Here is a 16875-nt window from a genome sequence, read left to right on the forward strand (position 1 = left end):
GGGGGGGGGGGGGCGACGCGGAGACGTGTCGTGCCGCCTCACCCCTCATCCGGCGCGGACGTTGTCCGCGCCACCTTCTCCCACAAGGGGAGAAGGAAGAAGGAGCCGCTGCTGGCTCTGCCACTCGAAGGTGACCAGTGCTCGTCTACATCGCCCGCCGCCTCGTTTATGTGATCCCCATCGTGATCAGCGTCGCGCTGGTCTGCTTCATGCTGGTGCACATCACGCCCGGCGATCCGCTGGTGGCGGTGCTGCCGGCCGACGCGTCGCAGGAACTCGCGGCGCAGCTGCGCGCCGCCTACGGTTTCGATCGGCCGCTGCCGGTGCAATTCGGGCTGTGGCTGTGGAAGGCGCTGCACGGCGATCTCGGCAATTCGATCGCGACCGGCCGGCCGGTGCTGGCCGAAGTGCTGCGCGCGGTGAGTAACACCGTGATGCTGGCGATCGCCGCGGCGATCATCGGGTTCTCGTTCGGGCTGCTGTTCGGCCTCTTGGCCGGTTACTTCCGCGATACCTGGATCGACAAGGTCTCGACCTCGATCGCGATCGCCGGCGTCTCCGTGCCGCATTACTGGCTCGGCATGGTGCTGGTGATCATCTTCTCGGTGCAGCTCAATTGGCTGCCCGCGGTCGGCGCCGGCCCCGGTGGCTCAGGGCAGTGGGCTTGGGACTGGGCGCATCTGAAGTACTTGGTGCTGCCGGCGATAACCACTTCGGTGATTCCGATGGGCATCGTCACCCGCACGGCGCGGGCACTCACCGGGGACATTCTCTCTCAGGATTTCGTCGAAGCGCTGCGCGCCAAGGGCCTGCGCGAGACGCAAGTGTTCCGTCACGTGCTGAAGAACGCCGCGCCGACCGCGCTGGCGGTGATGGGCTTGCAGCTCGGCTACATGCTGGGCGGCTCGATCCTGATCGAGACGGTGTTCTCCTGGCCCGGCTCGGGGCTGCTGCTCAACTCCGCGATCTTCCAGCGCGATCTGCCGCTGCTGCAGGGCACGATCCTGGTGCTGGCGCTGTTCTTTGTGTTCCTCAATCTGGTGGTGGACATCGCGCAGGCCGCGATCGACCCGCGCATTAAACGCGCCTGAGCGAGGGGGATCATCGATGAGCACCATCACCGACACCGCCGTGCAGACCGCGCCTGCCGGCCCGTCGCGCGGCTATTGGGCGACGGTCGGCCGCCGCCTGCTGCGCGACAAGGTCAGCATCGCCTGCGCGCTGATTCTCCTCTTGATCCTGCTGTCGGCGATCTTCGCGCCGTATCTGCATCTCGCCGATCCATATCAGGGCTCGATGATCCGCCGGCTGAAGCCGATCGGCACGCCGAACTATCCGCTCGGCAGCGACGAGCTTGGCCGCGACATGCTGGCGCGGCTGATCTATGGCGGCCGGCTGTCGCTGTTGATCGGCATCCTGCCGGTGATCTTCGCCTTCGTCCTCGGCACCTCGCTCGGCCTCGTCGCCGGCTATGTCGGCGGCAAGGTCAACACCGCGATCATGCGCACCGTCGACGTGTTCTACGCGTTTCCCTCGGTGCTGCTGGCGATCGCGATCTCCGGCGCGCTCGGCGCCGGCATCACCAATTCGATCGTGTCGCTGACCGTCGTGTTCCTGCCGCAGATCACCCGCGTCGCCGAGAGCGTCACCACCGGCGTGCGCAACATGGATTTCGTGGAGGCGGCGCGCGCCTCCGGCGCCGGGCCGTTCACCATCATGCGGGTGCACATGCTCGGCAACGTGCTTGGGCCCATCTTCGTTTACGCGACCGGGCTGATCTCGGTGTCGATGATCCTCGCCGCCGGCCTGTCGTTCCTCGGTCTCGGCACCAAGCCGCCGGAGCCCGAATGGGGCCTGATGCTGAATACGCTGCGCACCGCGATCTACGTCAACCCGTGGGTGGCGGCGCTGCCCGGCGTAATGATCTTCGCGGTGTCGATCTGCTTCAATCTGCTGAGCGACGGCATGCGCAGCGCCATGGATATCAGGAACTGACATGACGCAGATCGCAGACATTCCGGACATGCTCGAACCGATCGAGGATCTCGGCGGCGCGGCGCAGCCGCTACTGCACGTCAAGGGGCTGACCAAGCACTTCCCTGTGCGCGGCGGGCTGTTCGGCGCCGCCAAGACGGTGCGGGCGGTGGACGATGTATCGTTCGCCATCGCCAAGGGCGAGACCGTCGGCATCGTCGGCGAATCCGGCTGCGGCAAGTCGACCACCGCGCGCCTGCTGATGCACCTGATGCCGCGCAATGGCGGCGATATCATCTTCGACGGCCGCGCGGTCGGCCGCGAACTCAGCCTGCGCGAGCTGCGCCGCGGCATGCAGATGGTGTTTCAGGACAGCTACGCGTCGCTGAACCCGCGCCTCACCATCGAGGAGTCGATCGCGTTCGGCCCCAAGGTGCACGGCATGGCCGACGCCACCGCGCGCGCATTGGCGCGCGAACTGCTCGGCAAGGTCGGGCTGCGGCCCGAGACGTTTGCCAATCGCTATCCGCACGAAGTTTCCGGCGGCCAGCGCCAGCGCGTCAACATCGCCCGCGCGCTGGCGCTGTCGCCGCGGCTGGTGATCCTCGACGAAGCGGTGTCGGCGCTCGACAAATCGGTCGAAGCGCAGGTGCTGAATCTGCTGGTCGACCTCAAGCGCGAGTTCGGCCTGACCTATCTGTTCATCAGCCACGACCTCAACGTGGTGCGCTACATCTCCGACCGCGTGCTGGTGATGTATCTCGGCGAAGTCGTCGAGCTCGGCCCGGTCGATCAGGTGTGGGATCAGCCGGCGCATCCCTATACGCGCGCGCTGCTGGCCGCGATGCCGTCGTCCGATCCGGACAAGCGCACGGAAGTGCCGCCGATCTCCGGTGATCCGCCGAACCCGATCGATCCGCCGGCGGGCTGCCGCTTCCACACCCGCTGCCCGTTCGCCGAGCCGCTATGCGGCGCGACCACTCCGAAGCTGACCACACTGGACGCGAGCGGCCATCAGGCGGCATGCTTCATGGCCATTCCGGGCTCCGGCCACAGCCGCGCCCCAAGAGGAGAAACCGCCCGATGATCAAACCCGCCCCCGCCGTGATCAAGCCGATGGCGGAAATCGCCGGCCTGCCGGTCGACGACGAGGTCGCCGCGCGGATCGCCAATTCGATCGGCCCGGCGTTCGAAGGCTTTGCGCCGATCGCCGGTACGCTGCCGTTCGATCTCGAGCCGGCGACTTACGTCGCCGTGCAGAACGAGTCCGCCCGATGAGCGTGTCCGATCCGGCGCTGCTGACGCTGACCGAAGTCGCCGCCGCGCTCGCGGCCAGGAAGCTTTCGTCGCGCGAGGTGACGCAGGCGTGTCTCGATCGCATCGCCAAGGCGCAGCCGACGCTGAATGCGTTCATGTCGATCGAAGCTGACAGCGCGCTCGCTGCTGCAGATGCGGCCGACGCCGCGCTGGCGCGTGGGGACAGCAAGGGCGTGCTGCACGGTGTGCCGCTGGCCCACAAGGACATGTACTACGAGGCCGGTCATGTCGTGACCTGCGGCTCGAAGATCCGCAAGGACTACGTCGCGACCACGACCTCGACCGCGCTGCAGCGGCTGAAGGACCAAGGCACGGTCCGGCTCGGCTCGCTGCAGATGTCGGAGTTCGCCTATGGGCCGACCGGCCACAACGCGCATTACGGCGCGGTCGGCAATCCGTGGGCCCCGGCGCATATCACCGGCGGTTCGTCGTCGGGCTCCGGCGCCGCGGTCGCGGCGCGCTTGACGTTTGCGGCGCTCGGCTCCGACACCGGCGGCTCGATCCGGATGCCCGCGCACTTCTGCGGCGTCACCGGCCTCAAGACGACGGTCGGGCTGATCAGCCGCGCCGGCGCGATGCCGCTGTCGCAGTCGCTCGACACGGTCGGCCCGTTGGCGCAGACCGCCGAAGATTGCGCGCTGCTCACCGGGCTGATGGCCGGCGTCGATCCGGCCGATCCGACGACGTCGACTCGCGCGGTCCCGGACTATCTGGCGGCGACCCGCGGCTCGCTGCAGGGCATGACGATCGGCATTCCGAGCGCGTTCTATGTCGAGGATCTCGACGCCGACGTCTCGCGCGTACTCGACGAGACCAAGGCGACGCTTGTTCGCGAGGGCGCGAAGGTCGTCGAAGTGAAGCTGCCGGAGCAGCGCCAGCTCACCGCGGCGAGTCAGTTGGTCCTCGCCGTCGAAGCCGCGGGCTTTCATGCGCAATGGATGCGCGAGCGGCCGCAGGACTACGGCCCGCAGGTGCTGATGCGGCTGCAGAACGCGCTCGGCGTGCCGGCGCTGAGCTATCTCGAAGCGATGCGCTGGCGCGGCGTGGCGCTGGCCGAATTCGTCGCGGCAATCGACGGCGTCGATGCCGTGCTGGCGCCGGTGTCGCCGGTGCCGGCGCCGACCATCGCCGAGAGCGATGTCGGCAACAGCCTGAACGCCGAGGCGGTGATCCAGCGGCTGACGCGCTTCACCCGGCCGATCAACTATCTGGGCCTGCCGTCGCTGGCGATGCCGTGCGGCTTTGCGGCGAGCGGCCTGCCGATCGGCCTGCAACTATTCGGCCGCGCCTTCGACGAGGCGACGCTGCTGCGCATCGGCGCGGCCTGGCAGCGCGCCACCGACTTCCACACAAAGGTGCCGGAGCCCGCATGAGCAATCTGGTCGAGGTCCGCGATCTCAACATCCGCTTCGGCGGCGACCGCACCGTGCACGCGGTCAACAATCTCAGCCTGACGCTCGGCGAGGGCGAAGTGCTGGGCCTGCTCGGCGAGTCCGGCTCGGGCAAGAGCGTGACGCTGCGCGCCTTGATGCGGCTGCTGCCGAAGAAGCGCACCACGATCACCGGCAAGGTCGAGGTGATGGGCCGCGACGTGCTGGCAATGGACGACGACGCGCTGTCGAACTTCCGCGGCCAGGCGGTGTCGATGATCTTCCAGGAGCCGGCGCTGGCGCTCGATCCGGTTTACACCATCGGCCAGCAGATCGCCGAGACGGTGATGCGCCACGAGGGCAAGAGCCAGCGCGACGCGATGGCGCGCGCGCTGGAGATGCTCGAAGTGGTGCGCATCCCGTCGGCCAAGCGTCGTCTGGATGCCTATCCGCACGAGATGAGCGGCGGCATGCGGCAGCGCGCGATGATCGCGCTGGCGCTCGCCTGCCGGCCGAAGATTCTCTTGGCCGACGAGCCGACCACGGCGCTCGACGCCACCGTGCAGATCCAGATCCTGCTGCTGCTGCGCGAGCTGCAGCGCGAGTTCGGCATGTCGGTGATCTTCGTGACGCACGATATCGGCGTCGCGATCGAGATCTGCGACCGCGTCGCCGTGATGTATGCGGGGCAGATCATCGAGCAGGGCAGTCTCAGCCAGATCGTGCGGACGCCGCTGCATCCTTATGCCCAAGGCCTGCTCGCCTCGACGGTGCACGGCGCCAAGCGCGGCGCACGGCTGGAGACGATCCCCGGCGCGCCGCCCTCGCTCGACAAGGCGCCGACCGCCTGCTCCTTCGCGCCGCGCTGCGCCCATGCGCAGCCGCGTTGCACCGAGGGTCTGCCACCCGACGTGCAGGTGGGGCCCGGCCGCACCGCGCGGTGCATTCTGGTGGAGCCGGCACTGGCGACGGCGTAGCTGCAGTTTAGAACGCCCCGCTTCATGTGGATCAGGCTTGATGATGTCCAGCCCGCGCCACAGGCACATCCTCATGGTGAGGAGGCGCGCAGCGCCGTCTCGAACCATGTGCTACAGGCACTGCGTGGCCCCATCCTTCGAGACGCCCGGCTACGCCGGGCTCCTCAGGATGAGGGCTCAGTGCCTTTGGTAGGCCGGATTGCTTCAATCGATCGATGAAGCGCTCTAGCGCGCGCCGATGCCGCGGCTGGCTTCGATCAGTTTCACGGACACTTGCAGCGCGAGGTTGGTCGGCGTCGGGACGCCAAGCTCCGCACCGCGGCGGGCCACAAAGCCGTTGAGGAAGTCGATTTCGCCGGGCTTGCCGCGAGCGAGGTCCTGGGCAGTCGAGGATTTCTGGCTCGGCATCATGCCGGGCAGTGCCAGCACCTTGTCGTGCAGATCGTCCGGAATGGCGACGCCGCTGGCGCGGGCCACGGCGATGCATTCGGCCACCACATTGTCGACGACGGCGCGCGTGCCGTCGATCTGCATCAGCGGGCCGTAGGGCATGTCGGCGATCGCCGACAGCGCGTTGTAGGCGCAGTTCAGGATCAGCTTCGACCACAGCGCCTGATCGATATCGGGCACCACGGTGGTGGGAATGTGCGCGGCGGTCAGCGCCGCGGCGATCGCCTCGCTCTGCGCGGAGTCGCCGATCAACAGATCGCCGCGGCCGTGATGCAGCACGTGACCCGGCCCGGCCATCTCGGTGCCGACATAGACCACCGCGCCGATTGCCGGGCGGCCGATCGGTCCGGACAGCCGCTGCGGATTGTCGACGCCGTTCTGCAGGCTCAGCACCGCGCTGTCCGGGTTCAGCCGCGGCGCCAGCGCGGCACCGGCTGCTTCGGTGTCGGCGGATTTCACGCAGACCAGCACCAGATCCGGCGGCTCGATCGCGTCCGGCCCGGTCGCCGCCTTGAGCGGGATGAATCGCTTGCCCGCCTTGGTCTCCAGCAGCAGGCCGCGCTCGTTGATCGCCGCCACATGGTTCGGCCGGCCGATCAGCGTGACCTCGTGGCCCGCTTCCGCCAGCAGCCCGCCGAAATAGCATCCGACGGCGCCCGCACCCATCACCGCGACTTTCATTGGCTTGTCCTCTGGCTTCGCTCCGGCTCGTTCTGGAGCGCTTCGCGGGGGGCCGCAACCCGCCTCCGGCGCAGGCGACCATTTGCGCATTGCAGGGGCGAACCATTGCGCAACCAATGCTTCTTATCCTTCGGCGCTCACCGACAGAGGACCCTGGCGTGCACATCGACCTGAACCCGAAACTGGACTTCCGCGACGTGCTGATCCGGCCGAAGCGCTCGGTGCTGTCGTCGCGGTTCGAGGCCGACATCAGCCGCACGCTCGGCTTCCGCCATGCCCGCCGCGGATGGACCGGCTTCCCGCTGATCGCGTCCAACATGGATACGATCGGCACCATCGAGATGGCCGAGGCGTTCCGGCCGTTCGGCGCGCTGGTCGCCCTGCACAAATTCTACGATCCGGAGCGGCTGGCGGCCTATCTCGATCAGCATCCGGATCCGAACGTCTTCCTTACCGTCGGCAGCGGCGCCGCCGATTGGGAGCGGCTCGCCGCCGTGAAGAGCAAGACCAAGGTGCCGATGCTCAACATCGACGTCGCCAACGGCTACACCGAGGCGTTCGTCCGCGCGGTGTCGAAGCTGCGCGACGAAAACCCGGACGCCATCATCATGGCCGGCACGGTGGTGACGGCGGAGATGACCGAGGCGCTGGTGATCGCCGGCGCCGACATCGTCCGGGTCGGCATCGGCTCCGGCTCGGTGTGTACCACGCGTGATCTCACCGGCGTCGGCTATCCGCAGCTCTCCGCGGTGATCGAATGCGCCGACGCCGCGCACGGCCTCAAGGGGCACGTCTGTTCCGACGGCGGCTGCACCGTGCCGGGCGATCTCGCCAAGGCGTTCGGCGGCGGTGCGGATTTCGTCATGCTCGGCGGCATGCTGGCCGGCCACGACGAATGCGGCGGCGAATTGAAGTATGTCGAGCGGGACGGCCGCCAGGTGCCGACCGGCATGGTGTTCTACGGCATGTCGTCGGCGACCGCGATGAACAAGTATCACGGCGGCGTCGCCGATTATCGCGCGGCGGAGGGCAAGACCGTCGAGGTTCCATATCGGGGCGAGGTGCGGGCCACGGTGGAGACCATCGCGGGCGGGCTGCGCTCGGCGATGACTTACATCGGCGCCGAGAAGCTGAAGGAGATCCCGAAGCGGACGACCTTCATCCTGGTGAACGCCCAGCGCAACACCGTGTTCGATCGCTGAGCCGCGGCGTTTTCTGCCGTCTCTCGGAATTCGCTCGGCGCGGATCTGGGTTGTGCTTGCCTGCACGGCCCGGGATGGCATTGTGCGCCGGCGCGCCGCGGGCGCGCGGGAAACGCACCAGCAAAAGCCAAACAAGAGCCAGCCATGGACTTCGCCCTCACCGACCAGCAGGAAGCCATCCGCGACGCGATCGCCAAGATCTGCGCCGGCTTCGACGACGCCTATTGGCTGAAGAAGGATCGCGAAGGCGGCTTCCCGCACGACTTCCACAAGGCGCTGGCCGACGCCGGCTGGCTCGGCATCTGCGTGCCGGAAGCCTATGGCGGCTCGGGCCTTGGCATTACCGAAGCCGCCATCATGATGCGGACGATTTCGGAGTCCGGCGCCGGCATGTCGGGCGCCTCGGCGGTGCACATCAATGTGTTTGGACTCAATCCCGTCGTGGTGTTCGGCACCGAGGAGCAGCGCCGGCGCATGCTGCCGCCGATGGTGGAAGGACGCGAGAAGGCGTGCTTCGCGGTGACCGAGCCGAACACCGGTCTCAACACGACCCAGCTCAAGACCCGCGCGGTGCGCAACGGCGATCGCTACGTCGTCAACGGCCAGAAGGTGTGGATCTCGACCGCGCAGGTCGCGCACAAGATTCTGCTGCTGGCGCGCACCACGCCGCTCGACGAGGTCAAGTCACCGACCCACGGCCTCAGCCTGTTCTACGCGGACTTCGATCGCAGCAAGATCAAGGTCCACGAGATCGAGAAGATGGGCCGCAAGATCGTCGATTCCAACGAGCTGTTCTTCGAGGATTTCGAGATCCCGGTCGAGGATCGGATCGGCGAGGAGGGCAAGGGCTTCCACTACATCCTCGAAGGCATGAACCCCGAGCGCATCCTGATCGCTGCCGAAGCGGTCGGGCTCGGCCAGCTGGCGCTGGCGCGGGCGGCGGACTACGCCAAGACGCGCATCGTGTTCAACCGGCCGATCGGCCAGAACCAGGCGATCCAGCATCCGCTGGCCAAGAACTGGGTCGAGCTCGAAGCCGCCTGGCTGATGGTGATGTCGGCGGCCTGGCAATACGACAAGGGCATGCCGTGCGGCGCCGCTGCGAACGCGGCGAAATATCTGGCGGGCGAGGCCGGATTCTCGGCCTGCGAGCAGGCGGTGATGACCCATGGCGGCTTCGGCTATGCCAAGGAGTATCACGTCGAGCGTTACTTGCGTGAAGTGATGATCCCGCGCATCGCGCCGGTCAGCCCGCAGCTCGCGCTCAGCTTCATCGCCGAGAAGGTGCTGGGGCTGGCCAAGTCGTACTGATCGACCAGAGTCCGGCCCGGCTCAGATCTCGACCACGATCTTGCCGACGGCGCGGCGGTCGGCGATCAGGCGGATCGCCTCGCCGCCGCGGGCGAGCGGGAAGGTCGCGGTGATGCCGGCCGACAGCGCGCCCTGCTGGTACCAGCCGGTGAGATCGGCCTTGTTGGCGGCGAGCAGCTCCGGCTGTGTCAGCGTGAAGGTTCGCCAGTTCACGCCGAGCACGTCGCAATTCTTCAGCAGCGGCAGATTCAGCGGCAGCGACGCGATGCCGGCGGTGAAGCCGAGCACGACGTAGCGGCCACCGTCCGCGACGCAGCGGATGGCGGTGTCGGGCAGCCAGCCGCCGACCGGATCGATCACCACGTCGGCGCCGGCGCCGACCACAGCCTTCAGGCGGCGGCTGATGTCCTTGCGGTCGGCCGGCGCGGCCGCCGGATACACCACGCCGTCGGCGGCGCCGTGGCGCCGCGCGAAAGCGAGCTTGTCGTCGGACGAGGCGGCCGCGATCACCCGCGCGCCGAGCTGGCGCGCGACCTGCGCGGCCGCGATGCCGACGCCGCCGCCGGCGCCGAGCACCAGCACGGTCTCGCCGGGCCGCAGTCGCGCGCGGTTGCGCAGCGCGTACAGCGCGGTCTCGAAGGTGAACTGCATCACCGCCGCATCGGCGAACGACATGCCGTCCGGAATCGGCGTGCAGCGCGCGACGTCGACCGCCACGGCTTCGGCCATGCCGCCGGTGCCGATCCGCGCCGCGACGCGGTCGCCGACCCGAAAGCCGCTGACGTTCGGACCCAGCGCCGTCACCACGCCGGCGATCTCGGCGCCCGGCGCGAACGGGCGCGGCGCCTTCACCTGATAGAGATCCTGGATCATCAGCAGATCCGGATAGTTCACGCCGCAAGCCTTCGTCGCGATCACGATCTCGCCGTCCCCTGCGATCGGATCCGGCACGTCGCGTAGTTCCAGCGTCTCCGGCCCGCCCGGCTCGCAGCTCATCAACGCGCGCATCATGCGGCTCCCTCGCTTGGCTTCCTCTGCGTCGGCCGGCTTGGCGGCAATGCGGCGGCGGCGCAATGACCGGATCGATCGTTCCGGTTGGCGACAGGCGCCAAGCTGGCTCTGGCGACGGCCCGCCGGCGTCGCTATCCTGCCGGCCATGCCGGACATCCCCTCACGCCGAACCGCGCCGCGCGGTGCGGCCCCATCCCGCTCCGCGATCGACACGGGCTATGTCGGCCTGATCCTCAGTGGCGCGCGCGAGGCCGGCCTGGACATCGATCGCCTGCTGGCGCGGGCCGGGATCCGCCCGGCCGAACTGGAGCAGCCCGGTGCGCGGCTGCCGCAGGATCAGTTCGCGCGGATGATCGCGCTGCTGACCCGGATCACGCGCGACGAATTGTGGCTGCTCGGCAGCCGGCCGATCAAACCCGGCACGTTCCGGATGATGTGCCGGCTGCTGATCCACTGCGCCACGCTGCGCGACGCGATCCGCATCGGCTGTCAGTTCTATCATCTGGTGGTCGACGATTTCGCCGTGCGCCTCGCCGAAGGCGACCACGACGCCTCGGTCTACGTCACCGACACCATCGAACAGCCGAAGCGGCGCCGCATGGTCAACGGCGCGATCCTGATGTTCACCTACGGGCTGATGTGCTGGCTGGTCGGACGGCGGCTGCCGCTGATCACCGTGCACTATGTGTTTGCCGAGGAGGCGTTCAGCTCCGAGCTCGAGCCGGTGTATCGCGCGCCGATGCTGTTCGACCAGCCGCGCACCGAAATCCGGTTCGATGCCGAACTGCTCGACCTGCCGATCATGCCGGACGAGCAGCGGCTGCGCCGCTTTCTGGCGTCGATGCCGAGCGCGCTGCTGGTGCGCTATCGCGACGACGCCAGCGTCGCCGAGCGCGTCCGCGGCATTCTGCGCCGCAATCTGAAGCGCACGCTGTCGCTGGAGGACGTCGCCGGCATGCTGGCGATGTCGCCGCAGACCTTGCGCCGGCGGCTGCTCGACGACGAGCAGTGCGGCTTTCAGGAGATCAAGGATCAGGTGCGGCGAGACGTCGCGACCCATATGCTGAAGAAGTCGCGTCTGCCGCTGGAAGAGGTGGCGCTGTCGCTCGGCTTCTCCGAACTCAGCACGTTTCACCGCGCCTTCCGCCGCTGGACCGGACTGGCGCCGGGCGAGTTTCGTGAGCGCCATGCTGCCGCGCCGGCCGGGCGGTCGGATTCCGCCAACTGAAATGGCGCGCGTGGTCATTCAGTGCGAACGCGGATGAAACGATAATCCCCGCAATCGGCCATCCTCAAGGCCGGTCACGGGGAAGAGATGCCAACACTGCGCCACTGGGCCGAACGCCATCCCGACAAGATCGCCGCGCGCATCGCGTTCGGCGACGATGAAATTAGTTATCGCGAACTCGACCGTCGTGCCAACGCGGTCACGCAGCTGCTGATGTGGATGGGGCTGTCCGCCGGCGACGGCATCGCGATTCTGCTCGACAACGACCTGCGTTATTTCGAACTGATCTGGGGCGCACGCCGCCACGGCGTGTACTACACGCCGGTCAGCACGCATCTGAAGCCGGAGGAGGCCGCCTACATCGTTCGCGACAGCGGCGCCAAGGTGTTCTTCGCCGGCGCCCGCTTCACCGAAGCGGTGAAGGCGCTGGCGGCCGACAACCCGCACGGCTGCACGATCTTCACGGTCGGCGGCGGCCAGGAAATCAGCCTCGATTATGCCAAGGAGCTCGGCAAGTTCGACCGGATGATCGAGATCCCGGACGGCCCGGTCGGCAAGGACTTCTTCTATTCGTCCGGCACCACTGGTCGGCCGAAGGGCATCAAACAGCCGCTGTTCGCCAACCTGCGCCAGGCGCAGGCCTCCGGCGACTGGGTGCGGGAGAATTTCGGCTTCGACGACACCACCGTGTATCTGTCGCCCGCGCCGCTGTATCACGGCGCGCCGCTGCGCTTCACGATGCGGACGCTGGAGAGCGGCGGCACCGCGGTGGTGATGACGAAGTTCGCTGCCGAACAGGCGCTGGCGGCGATCGAGCGCTATCGCGTCACTCACAGCCAATGGGTGCCGACGATGTTCTTCCGCCTGCTCGGGCTGCCGGACGAGGTCCGCGCCAGCTACGATCTGTCGTCGCACGCCTGCGCGATCCACGCCGCGGCGCCGTGCCCGCCCGAACTGAAGGAGCAGATGATCGCCTGGTGGGGCCCGATCGTCTGGGAATATTACGCCGGCTCGGAGCGCAACGGCGCGACCTGCATCTCGACCGCCGACTGGCTGACACATCGCGGCTCGGTCGGCCGCGCTTGCGTCGGCACCATCCATATCCTCGACGAGGACCACAACGAACTTGGGCCGCGCCAGATTGGCGACGTGTATTTCGACGGGCCGACCTTCGTGTATCACAACGACCCCGACAAGACGGCGCGCTCGCGCAGCGCGCAGGGCTGGTCGACGATCGGCGACGTCGGCTATCTCGACGACCACGGCTTCCTGTATCTCACCGACCGCCGGTCGCACATGATCATCTCCGGCGGCGTCAACATCTATCCGGCCGAGATCGAGAACTGCCTGGCGTTGCACCCGCTGGTCGCCGACGTCGCGGTGTTCGGTGTGCCGAACCTGGAATATGGCGAGGAGGTCAAGGCGGTCGTTCAACTCAGGGATCCGTCGCGGGCGACGCCGGCGCTGGCGGAGGAGCTGATGGCGTTCTGCCGCAACCAGCTCTCGCATGTGAAATGCCCGCGCTCGATCGACTTCGAACCCGAACTGCCGCGGCAGGAGAACGGCAAGCTGTTCAAGCACGTGCTGAAGCAGCGCTATCTCCAGCCGGCCTGATCCGCCGCATCTCTCACCACACAGGACAACATCATGAACAAGCTGATGGCAGCGGCCTGCGCCGCCGCGTGCATCGTCGCGTCCGCCGCACAGGCGAAAGACTACGGCCCGGGCGTCACCGACACCGAGGTGAAGATCGGCCAGACCATGCCGTATAGCGGCCCGGCGTCGAGCTTCGCGGCGATCGGCAAGGCGATGACGGCGTATTTCGAAAAGCTCAACGCCGCGGGCGGCGTCAACGGTCGCAAGATAAATTTGATCTCGCTCGACGACGGCTACAGCCCGTCGAAAGCCGTCGAGCAGACCCGCCGCCTGGTCGAGAGCGACGAGGTGCTGGCGATCGTCGGCACCTTCGGCTCGCCGACCAATTTCGCGATCCAGAAATATCTCAACACCAAGAAGGTGCCGGGGCTGTTCCTCGGCACCGGCGCCAACCGCGTGTCCGAGCCGAAGACCTATCCGTGGTCGATGGGCTGGCAGCCGAACAACCACGCCAAAGGCGTGATCTACGCCAAATATCTGCTGCAGGAGCGGCCGAACGCGAAGGTCGCGGTGCTGTATCAGAACGACGATTTCGGCCGCGACTACGCCAAGGGCTTTCGCGACGGGCTCGGCGACAAGGCCGCCAGCATGATCGTCAAGGAGCTCAGCTACGAGATCACCGAGCCGACCGTCGACTCGCAGATCCTGCTGCTGAAATCGACCGGCGCCGACGTGTTCCTCGACATCTCGACGCCGAAATTCTCCGCGCAGGCGATCAAGAAGATGGTCGAGACCAAATGGGATGCGCTGCACCTCTTGAGCGACGCCGCCGGCTCGATCTCCTCGACGCTGGTGCCGGCCGGACTGGAGAATTCGAAGGGTGTGATCACCGTCGCGTTCCGCAAGGACCCGAACGATCCGGCCTGGGCTGACGATCCCGGGATGAAGGACTATCTCGCCTTCATGAAGCAGTACATGCCCGGCGCCGATCCCTCCGAGACCTACTACGTGTTCGGCTACGCCACCGCGCAGACCTTCGAGCACGTGCTGAAGGCGTGCGGCGACAATCTCACCCGCGAGAACCTGATGAAACAGGCCGCCAGCATCAAGGATCTCGAACTGCCGATCCTGCTGCCCGGCATCAAGCTCAACACCAGCGCCACCCACTTCACGCCGATGAGCCAAGAACAGTTGATGCAGTTCGACGGCACAAGGTGGAAGCCGATCGGCACGGTGATCGACGCGGAGAAGTAAGCACGGCCGTGCAACCGTCGGCTGACATGAAAACGCCCGGCGAAAGCCGGGCGTTTTGTATTTAGAGCATTTATGCTTTTCATTGAATCGGAGCTGAAGGTCCGGAACGCCTGCCACACGGACAACCTCATGGTGAGGAGGCGCGTAGCGCCGTCTCGAACCATGGGCCGCGAGTCCCGCGTGGCCCCCATCCTTCGAGACGCCCGGCTTCGCCGGGCTCCTCAGGATGAGGACTCAGTGCTTTCGGAAGGGGCGGATCGTTACAATCAAACGATGCACCGCTCCAGGAGACAAGCATCGAAGCACGGCAATCCAAGGCGCCCACGATTAGTCCAATCACCTCTCCGCCGTCATGGCCGGGCTTGTCCCGGCCATCTACGCCTTTAATCGCGGTGAGGCCGCAAGGCGTGGATGCCCGGGACGAGCCCGGGCATGACGGGGAGAGGGCGGTGGCGAGACGGAAAGTTTGTTGATACTGATCGCCCAGGAGCAAGCCGCTTACTCCGTCATACTTGCCCTCAGCACCTCGCGGGCGATGGTCATTTTCATCACTTCGGTGGTGCCTTCGGCGACCTGGGCGATGCGGCTCTGGAAGTAGAGCTGGCCGAACCGGCTCTCCTGCAGCACGCCGAGGCCGCCGTGGATCTGGATGGCGCGGTCGATGACACGGCAGGCGGCGAGCGGGGCGAAGCACTTCACCATCGCGGCTTCCTTGCGGGCGTCGAGGCCCTGATCCAGCATCCAGGCGGTCTTGTAGACCATCAGCCGAGACTGCTCGAGATCCATCTCGGACTCGGCCAGCATCCACTGGATCGCCTGCCGCTCCGACAGTGGCTTGCCGAAGGTCTCGCGTTCGCGGGCGCGCTTCGCCGCCTGGGTCTGCGCCCAGCGCGCGGTGCCGGTCAGCCGCGCGCCAATGACGGTGCGGTTGCGGTTGAGCTGATCCATCATGTAGCGGAAGCCCATGCCTTCGGCGCCGAGCAGGTTCTTGGCCGGCACCACGCAGTCCTTGTACTGATAGTCGCAGCTCCGGCCCAGATAGGTGCCCGGCGCCATCGTGGTGTATTCCTTGAGCACCGAGACGCCCGGGTTCGGGTAGTCGACCAGGAACAGGCTGATGCCCTCATAGCCTTTGCCGGGATCGGTGACGGCGTAGCACAACAGATATTTCGGCGTGATGCCCGGATGGTTCGGCGGCGGCGCCCAGCGCTTGATGCCGTTGATGATGTAATTGTCGCCGTCGCGCACCGCGGTAGTCTCGATCCCGGCGGCGTCGGAGCCGGCGCCGGGCTCGGAAATGTTGATGTGATAGAACTTGTCCTCTTTGAGGATCGGGTAGAGATAGGCCTCCTTCTGCCACTCCGGCGCGACGTACAGCGCCGGATGCGGATCGAGAAAGCCGGACCACGTCGCCAGCAGGCCGTGCATCACCGGCGACTTGACGATCTCCTCATAGACCAGGCACTTCGCGATCGTGCCGAGGCCCTGGCCGCCGGCGTCCTTCGGCACCGCGAGGCCGCGAAAGCCGTATTCGCGGAACTTGGCGACCACGCCCATGAAGACGTCGTGCGGGACCGCGTAGTCGTCGATGCCCCACTTGTCTTCGAGCGGCCGGCACACCTCCTCGACGAACGCGGCCGCGCGCGCCTTGATGTCCTTGTGGTCCTTGGAAAGTTCGAAATCCACCTGTGATCTCCCGCCATGTGAGGCGGTCGACCGTAGATATCGGCCTCGGCCGAAGACATGGCGTCGCCGGTCAATCTGGTTGGCCGTTTGGATCAGTCGGAACTGGCGACACGAAGCGGCGCCCGTCCGCCGTGCCGCTGCGTCTATCCGGCGTGCGCGTCGGCGTTGCGCCGGATGCCGTCGCCGGCGAGGCGGGGCGATGTCACGAACGACGGGCCCTGCGGATCGGCACCCCGCCATTCCCGCCGCCAGGCGTTCGGTGTGGTGCCGGTGTGGCGGCGGAACAGGCGTGACAGGTGCGCCTGATCGCTGAGCCCGCAGGCGAGCGCGATCTCCGACAGCGTCATATCGCTGGTCTGCATCAGCGTCTTGGCGCGTTCGATGCGGCGCTCGATCAGGAAGTGGCGCGGCGCCACGCCGACGCTCTGGTGAAACGCCCGCGCAAAGTGACCGGGGCTGAGCCCGGTCAGCCGAGCCAGATCGCGCACGCGCAGATTGCCGCCGAGCCGGCGTTCGACATGCAGCAGCACGCGATTGAGCTTCCAACGCGCCAGGCCGGGGCCGCTGCTTCGTTGTGGGCTGTCGCCGGCGGGCGCATGCCGCGCCTGGACTTCGCGCAGCAGCATCGCCGCGCGGGCGATGCAGGTCCGTGCCACGATCGGATTGCCTCCGATGGCGGCCGAGGCTTCTTCGAGGAATTCAGCGATCGACACGAAAGGGTCGGCCGTCGTCTCGCCCGACGTGATGTCTGCTGGCCGCTCCATGGCGCTGTGGCCTTCCGTTCGCCGCCATTGCCGAGGGGGCCATGGCTTCTCGTC

The 16875-nt window shown here is 67.1% G+C and carries 15 protein-coding genes; 11 read left to right on the forward strand and 4 right to left on the reverse strand.

Annotation, left to right across the window (positions count from 1 at the left end):
• The first annotated feature begins 137 nt into the window (after positions 1-137).
• From IP86_RS26620 to IP86_RS26645, 6 genes are read left to right on the forward strand one after another with little or no spacing between them, the layout of a single operon-like run.
• Positions 138-1091, forward strand: coding sequence for an ABC transporter permease (locus tag IP86_RS26620; RefSeq protein ID WP_054165467.1), 954 nt, complete (start codon positions 138-140; stop codon positions 1089-1091).
• 16 nt (positions 1092-1107) lie between these two features.
• Positions 1108-1995: an ABC transporter permease gene (locus IP86_RS26625; protein WP_054165468.1), complete on the forward strand. Its 888-nt coding sequence runs from the start codon at positions 1108-1110 to the stop codon at positions 1993-1995.
• Between the two features lies 1 nt (position 1996).
• Positions 1997-3061: an ABC transporter ATP-binding protein gene (locus IP86_RS26630; protein ID WP_054165469.1), complete on the forward strand. Its 1065-nt coding sequence runs from the start codon at positions 1997-1999 to the stop codon at positions 3059-3061.
• Positions 3058-3252, forward strand: a complete 195-nt coding sequence (locus tag IP86_RS26635; RefSeq protein ID WP_054165470.1) for a hypothetical protein — start codon at positions 3058-3060, stop codon at positions 3250-3252. The genes IP86_RS26630 and IP86_RS26635 overlap by 4 nt, the downstream gene beginning before the upstream one ends.
• Entirely contained in the window at positions 3249-4664 is a 1416-nt protein-coding gene (locus tag IP86_RS26640) for an Asp-tRNA(Asn)/Glu-tRNA(Gln) amidotransferase GatCAB subunit A (RefSeq protein ID WP_054165471.1), read from the forward strand. Before IP86_RS26635 ends, IP86_RS26640 begins: the two co-directional genes overlap by 4 nt.
• Entirely contained in the window at positions 4661-5638 is a 978-nt protein-coding gene (locus IP86_RS26645; RefSeq protein ID WP_054165472.1) for an ABC transporter ATP-binding protein, read from the forward strand. Before IP86_RS26640 ends, IP86_RS26645 begins: the two co-directional genes overlap by 4 nt.
• Positions 5639-5863: 225 nt before the next feature.
• Here the strand turns inward: IP86_RS26645 and IP86_RS26650 are convergent, their stop codons facing one another.
• Positions 5864-6769 carry a ketopantoate reductase family protein gene (locus IP86_RS26650; protein WP_054165473.1) on the reverse strand — a complete coding sequence of 302 codons (906 nt, stop codon included), beginning with the start codon at positions 6767-6769 and terminating at the stop codon, positions 5864-5866.
• A gap of 158 nt (positions 6770-6927) precedes the next feature.
• On the opposite strand from IP86_RS26650, the gene IP86_RS26655 reads away from it, so the two are divergent.
• On the forward strand, positions 6928-7971 hold the full coding sequence (locus tag IP86_RS26655) for a GMP reductase (protein WP_054165474.1): 1044 nt from the start codon (positions 6928-6930) through the stop codon (positions 7969-7971).
• Positions 7972-8115: 144 nt separating this feature from the next.
• On the forward strand, positions 8116-9282 hold the full coding sequence (locus tag IP86_RS26660; protein ID WP_054165475.1) for an acyl-CoA dehydrogenase family protein: 1167 nt from the start codon (positions 8116-8118) through the stop codon (positions 9280-9282).
• A 21-nt stretch (positions 9283-9303) separates the two neighbouring features.
• On the opposite strand, the gene IP86_RS26665 is transcribed toward IP86_RS26660, so the two are convergent.
• Positions 9304-10293, reverse strand: a complete 990-nt coding sequence (locus tag IP86_RS26665) for an NADPH:quinone oxidoreductase family protein (protein WP_197279998.1) — start codon at positions 10291-10293, stop codon at positions 9304-9306.
• Positions 10294-10438: 145 nt separating this feature from the next.
• Between IP86_RS26665 and IP86_RS26670 the strand changes: the two genes are divergently transcribed.
• The 3 genes from IP86_RS26670 (at position 10439) to IP86_RS26680 (ending at position 14371) form a co-directional block, all read left to right on the forward strand.
• A complete protein-coding gene (locus IP86_RS26670; protein ID WP_197279999.1) occupies positions 10439-11521 on the forward strand; it encodes an AraC family transcriptional regulator in 1083 nt (360 codons plus the stop codon).
• Positions 11522-11608: 87 nt separating this feature from the next.
• Positions 11609-13135, forward strand: a complete 1527-nt coding sequence (locus tag IP86_RS26675; RefSeq protein ID WP_054165477.1) for an acyl-CoA synthetase — start codon at positions 11609-11611, stop codon at positions 13133-13135.
• Between the two features lie 33 nt (positions 13136-13168).
• On the forward strand, positions 13169-14371 hold the full coding sequence (locus IP86_RS26680; protein WP_054165478.1) for an ABC transporter substrate-binding protein: 1203 nt from the start codon (positions 13169-13171) through the stop codon (positions 14369-14371).
• Between the two features lie 498 nt (positions 14372-14869).
• On the opposite strand, the gene IP86_RS26685 is transcribed toward IP86_RS26680, so the two are convergent.
• Together IP86_RS26685 and IP86_RS26690 are read right to left on the reverse strand one after the other, a co-directional pair.
• Positions 14870-16057: an acyl-CoA dehydrogenase family protein gene (locus tag IP86_RS26685; protein ID WP_054165479.1), complete on the reverse strand. Its 1188-nt coding sequence runs from the start codon at positions 16055-16057 to the stop codon at positions 14870-14872.
• A 143-nt stretch (positions 16058-16200) separates the two neighbouring features.
• Entirely contained in the window at positions 16201-16821 is a 621-nt protein-coding gene (locus tag IP86_RS26690; RefSeq protein WP_082364281.1) for a helix-turn-helix domain-containing protein, read from the reverse strand.
• Between the last annotated feature and the right edge of the window lie 54 nt (positions 16822-16875).

This window comes from Rhodopseudomonas sp. AAP120 (assembly GCF_001295845.1).
GTDB lineage: Bacteria > Pseudomonadota > Alphaproteobacteria > Rhizobiales > Xanthobacteraceae > Rhodopseudomonas.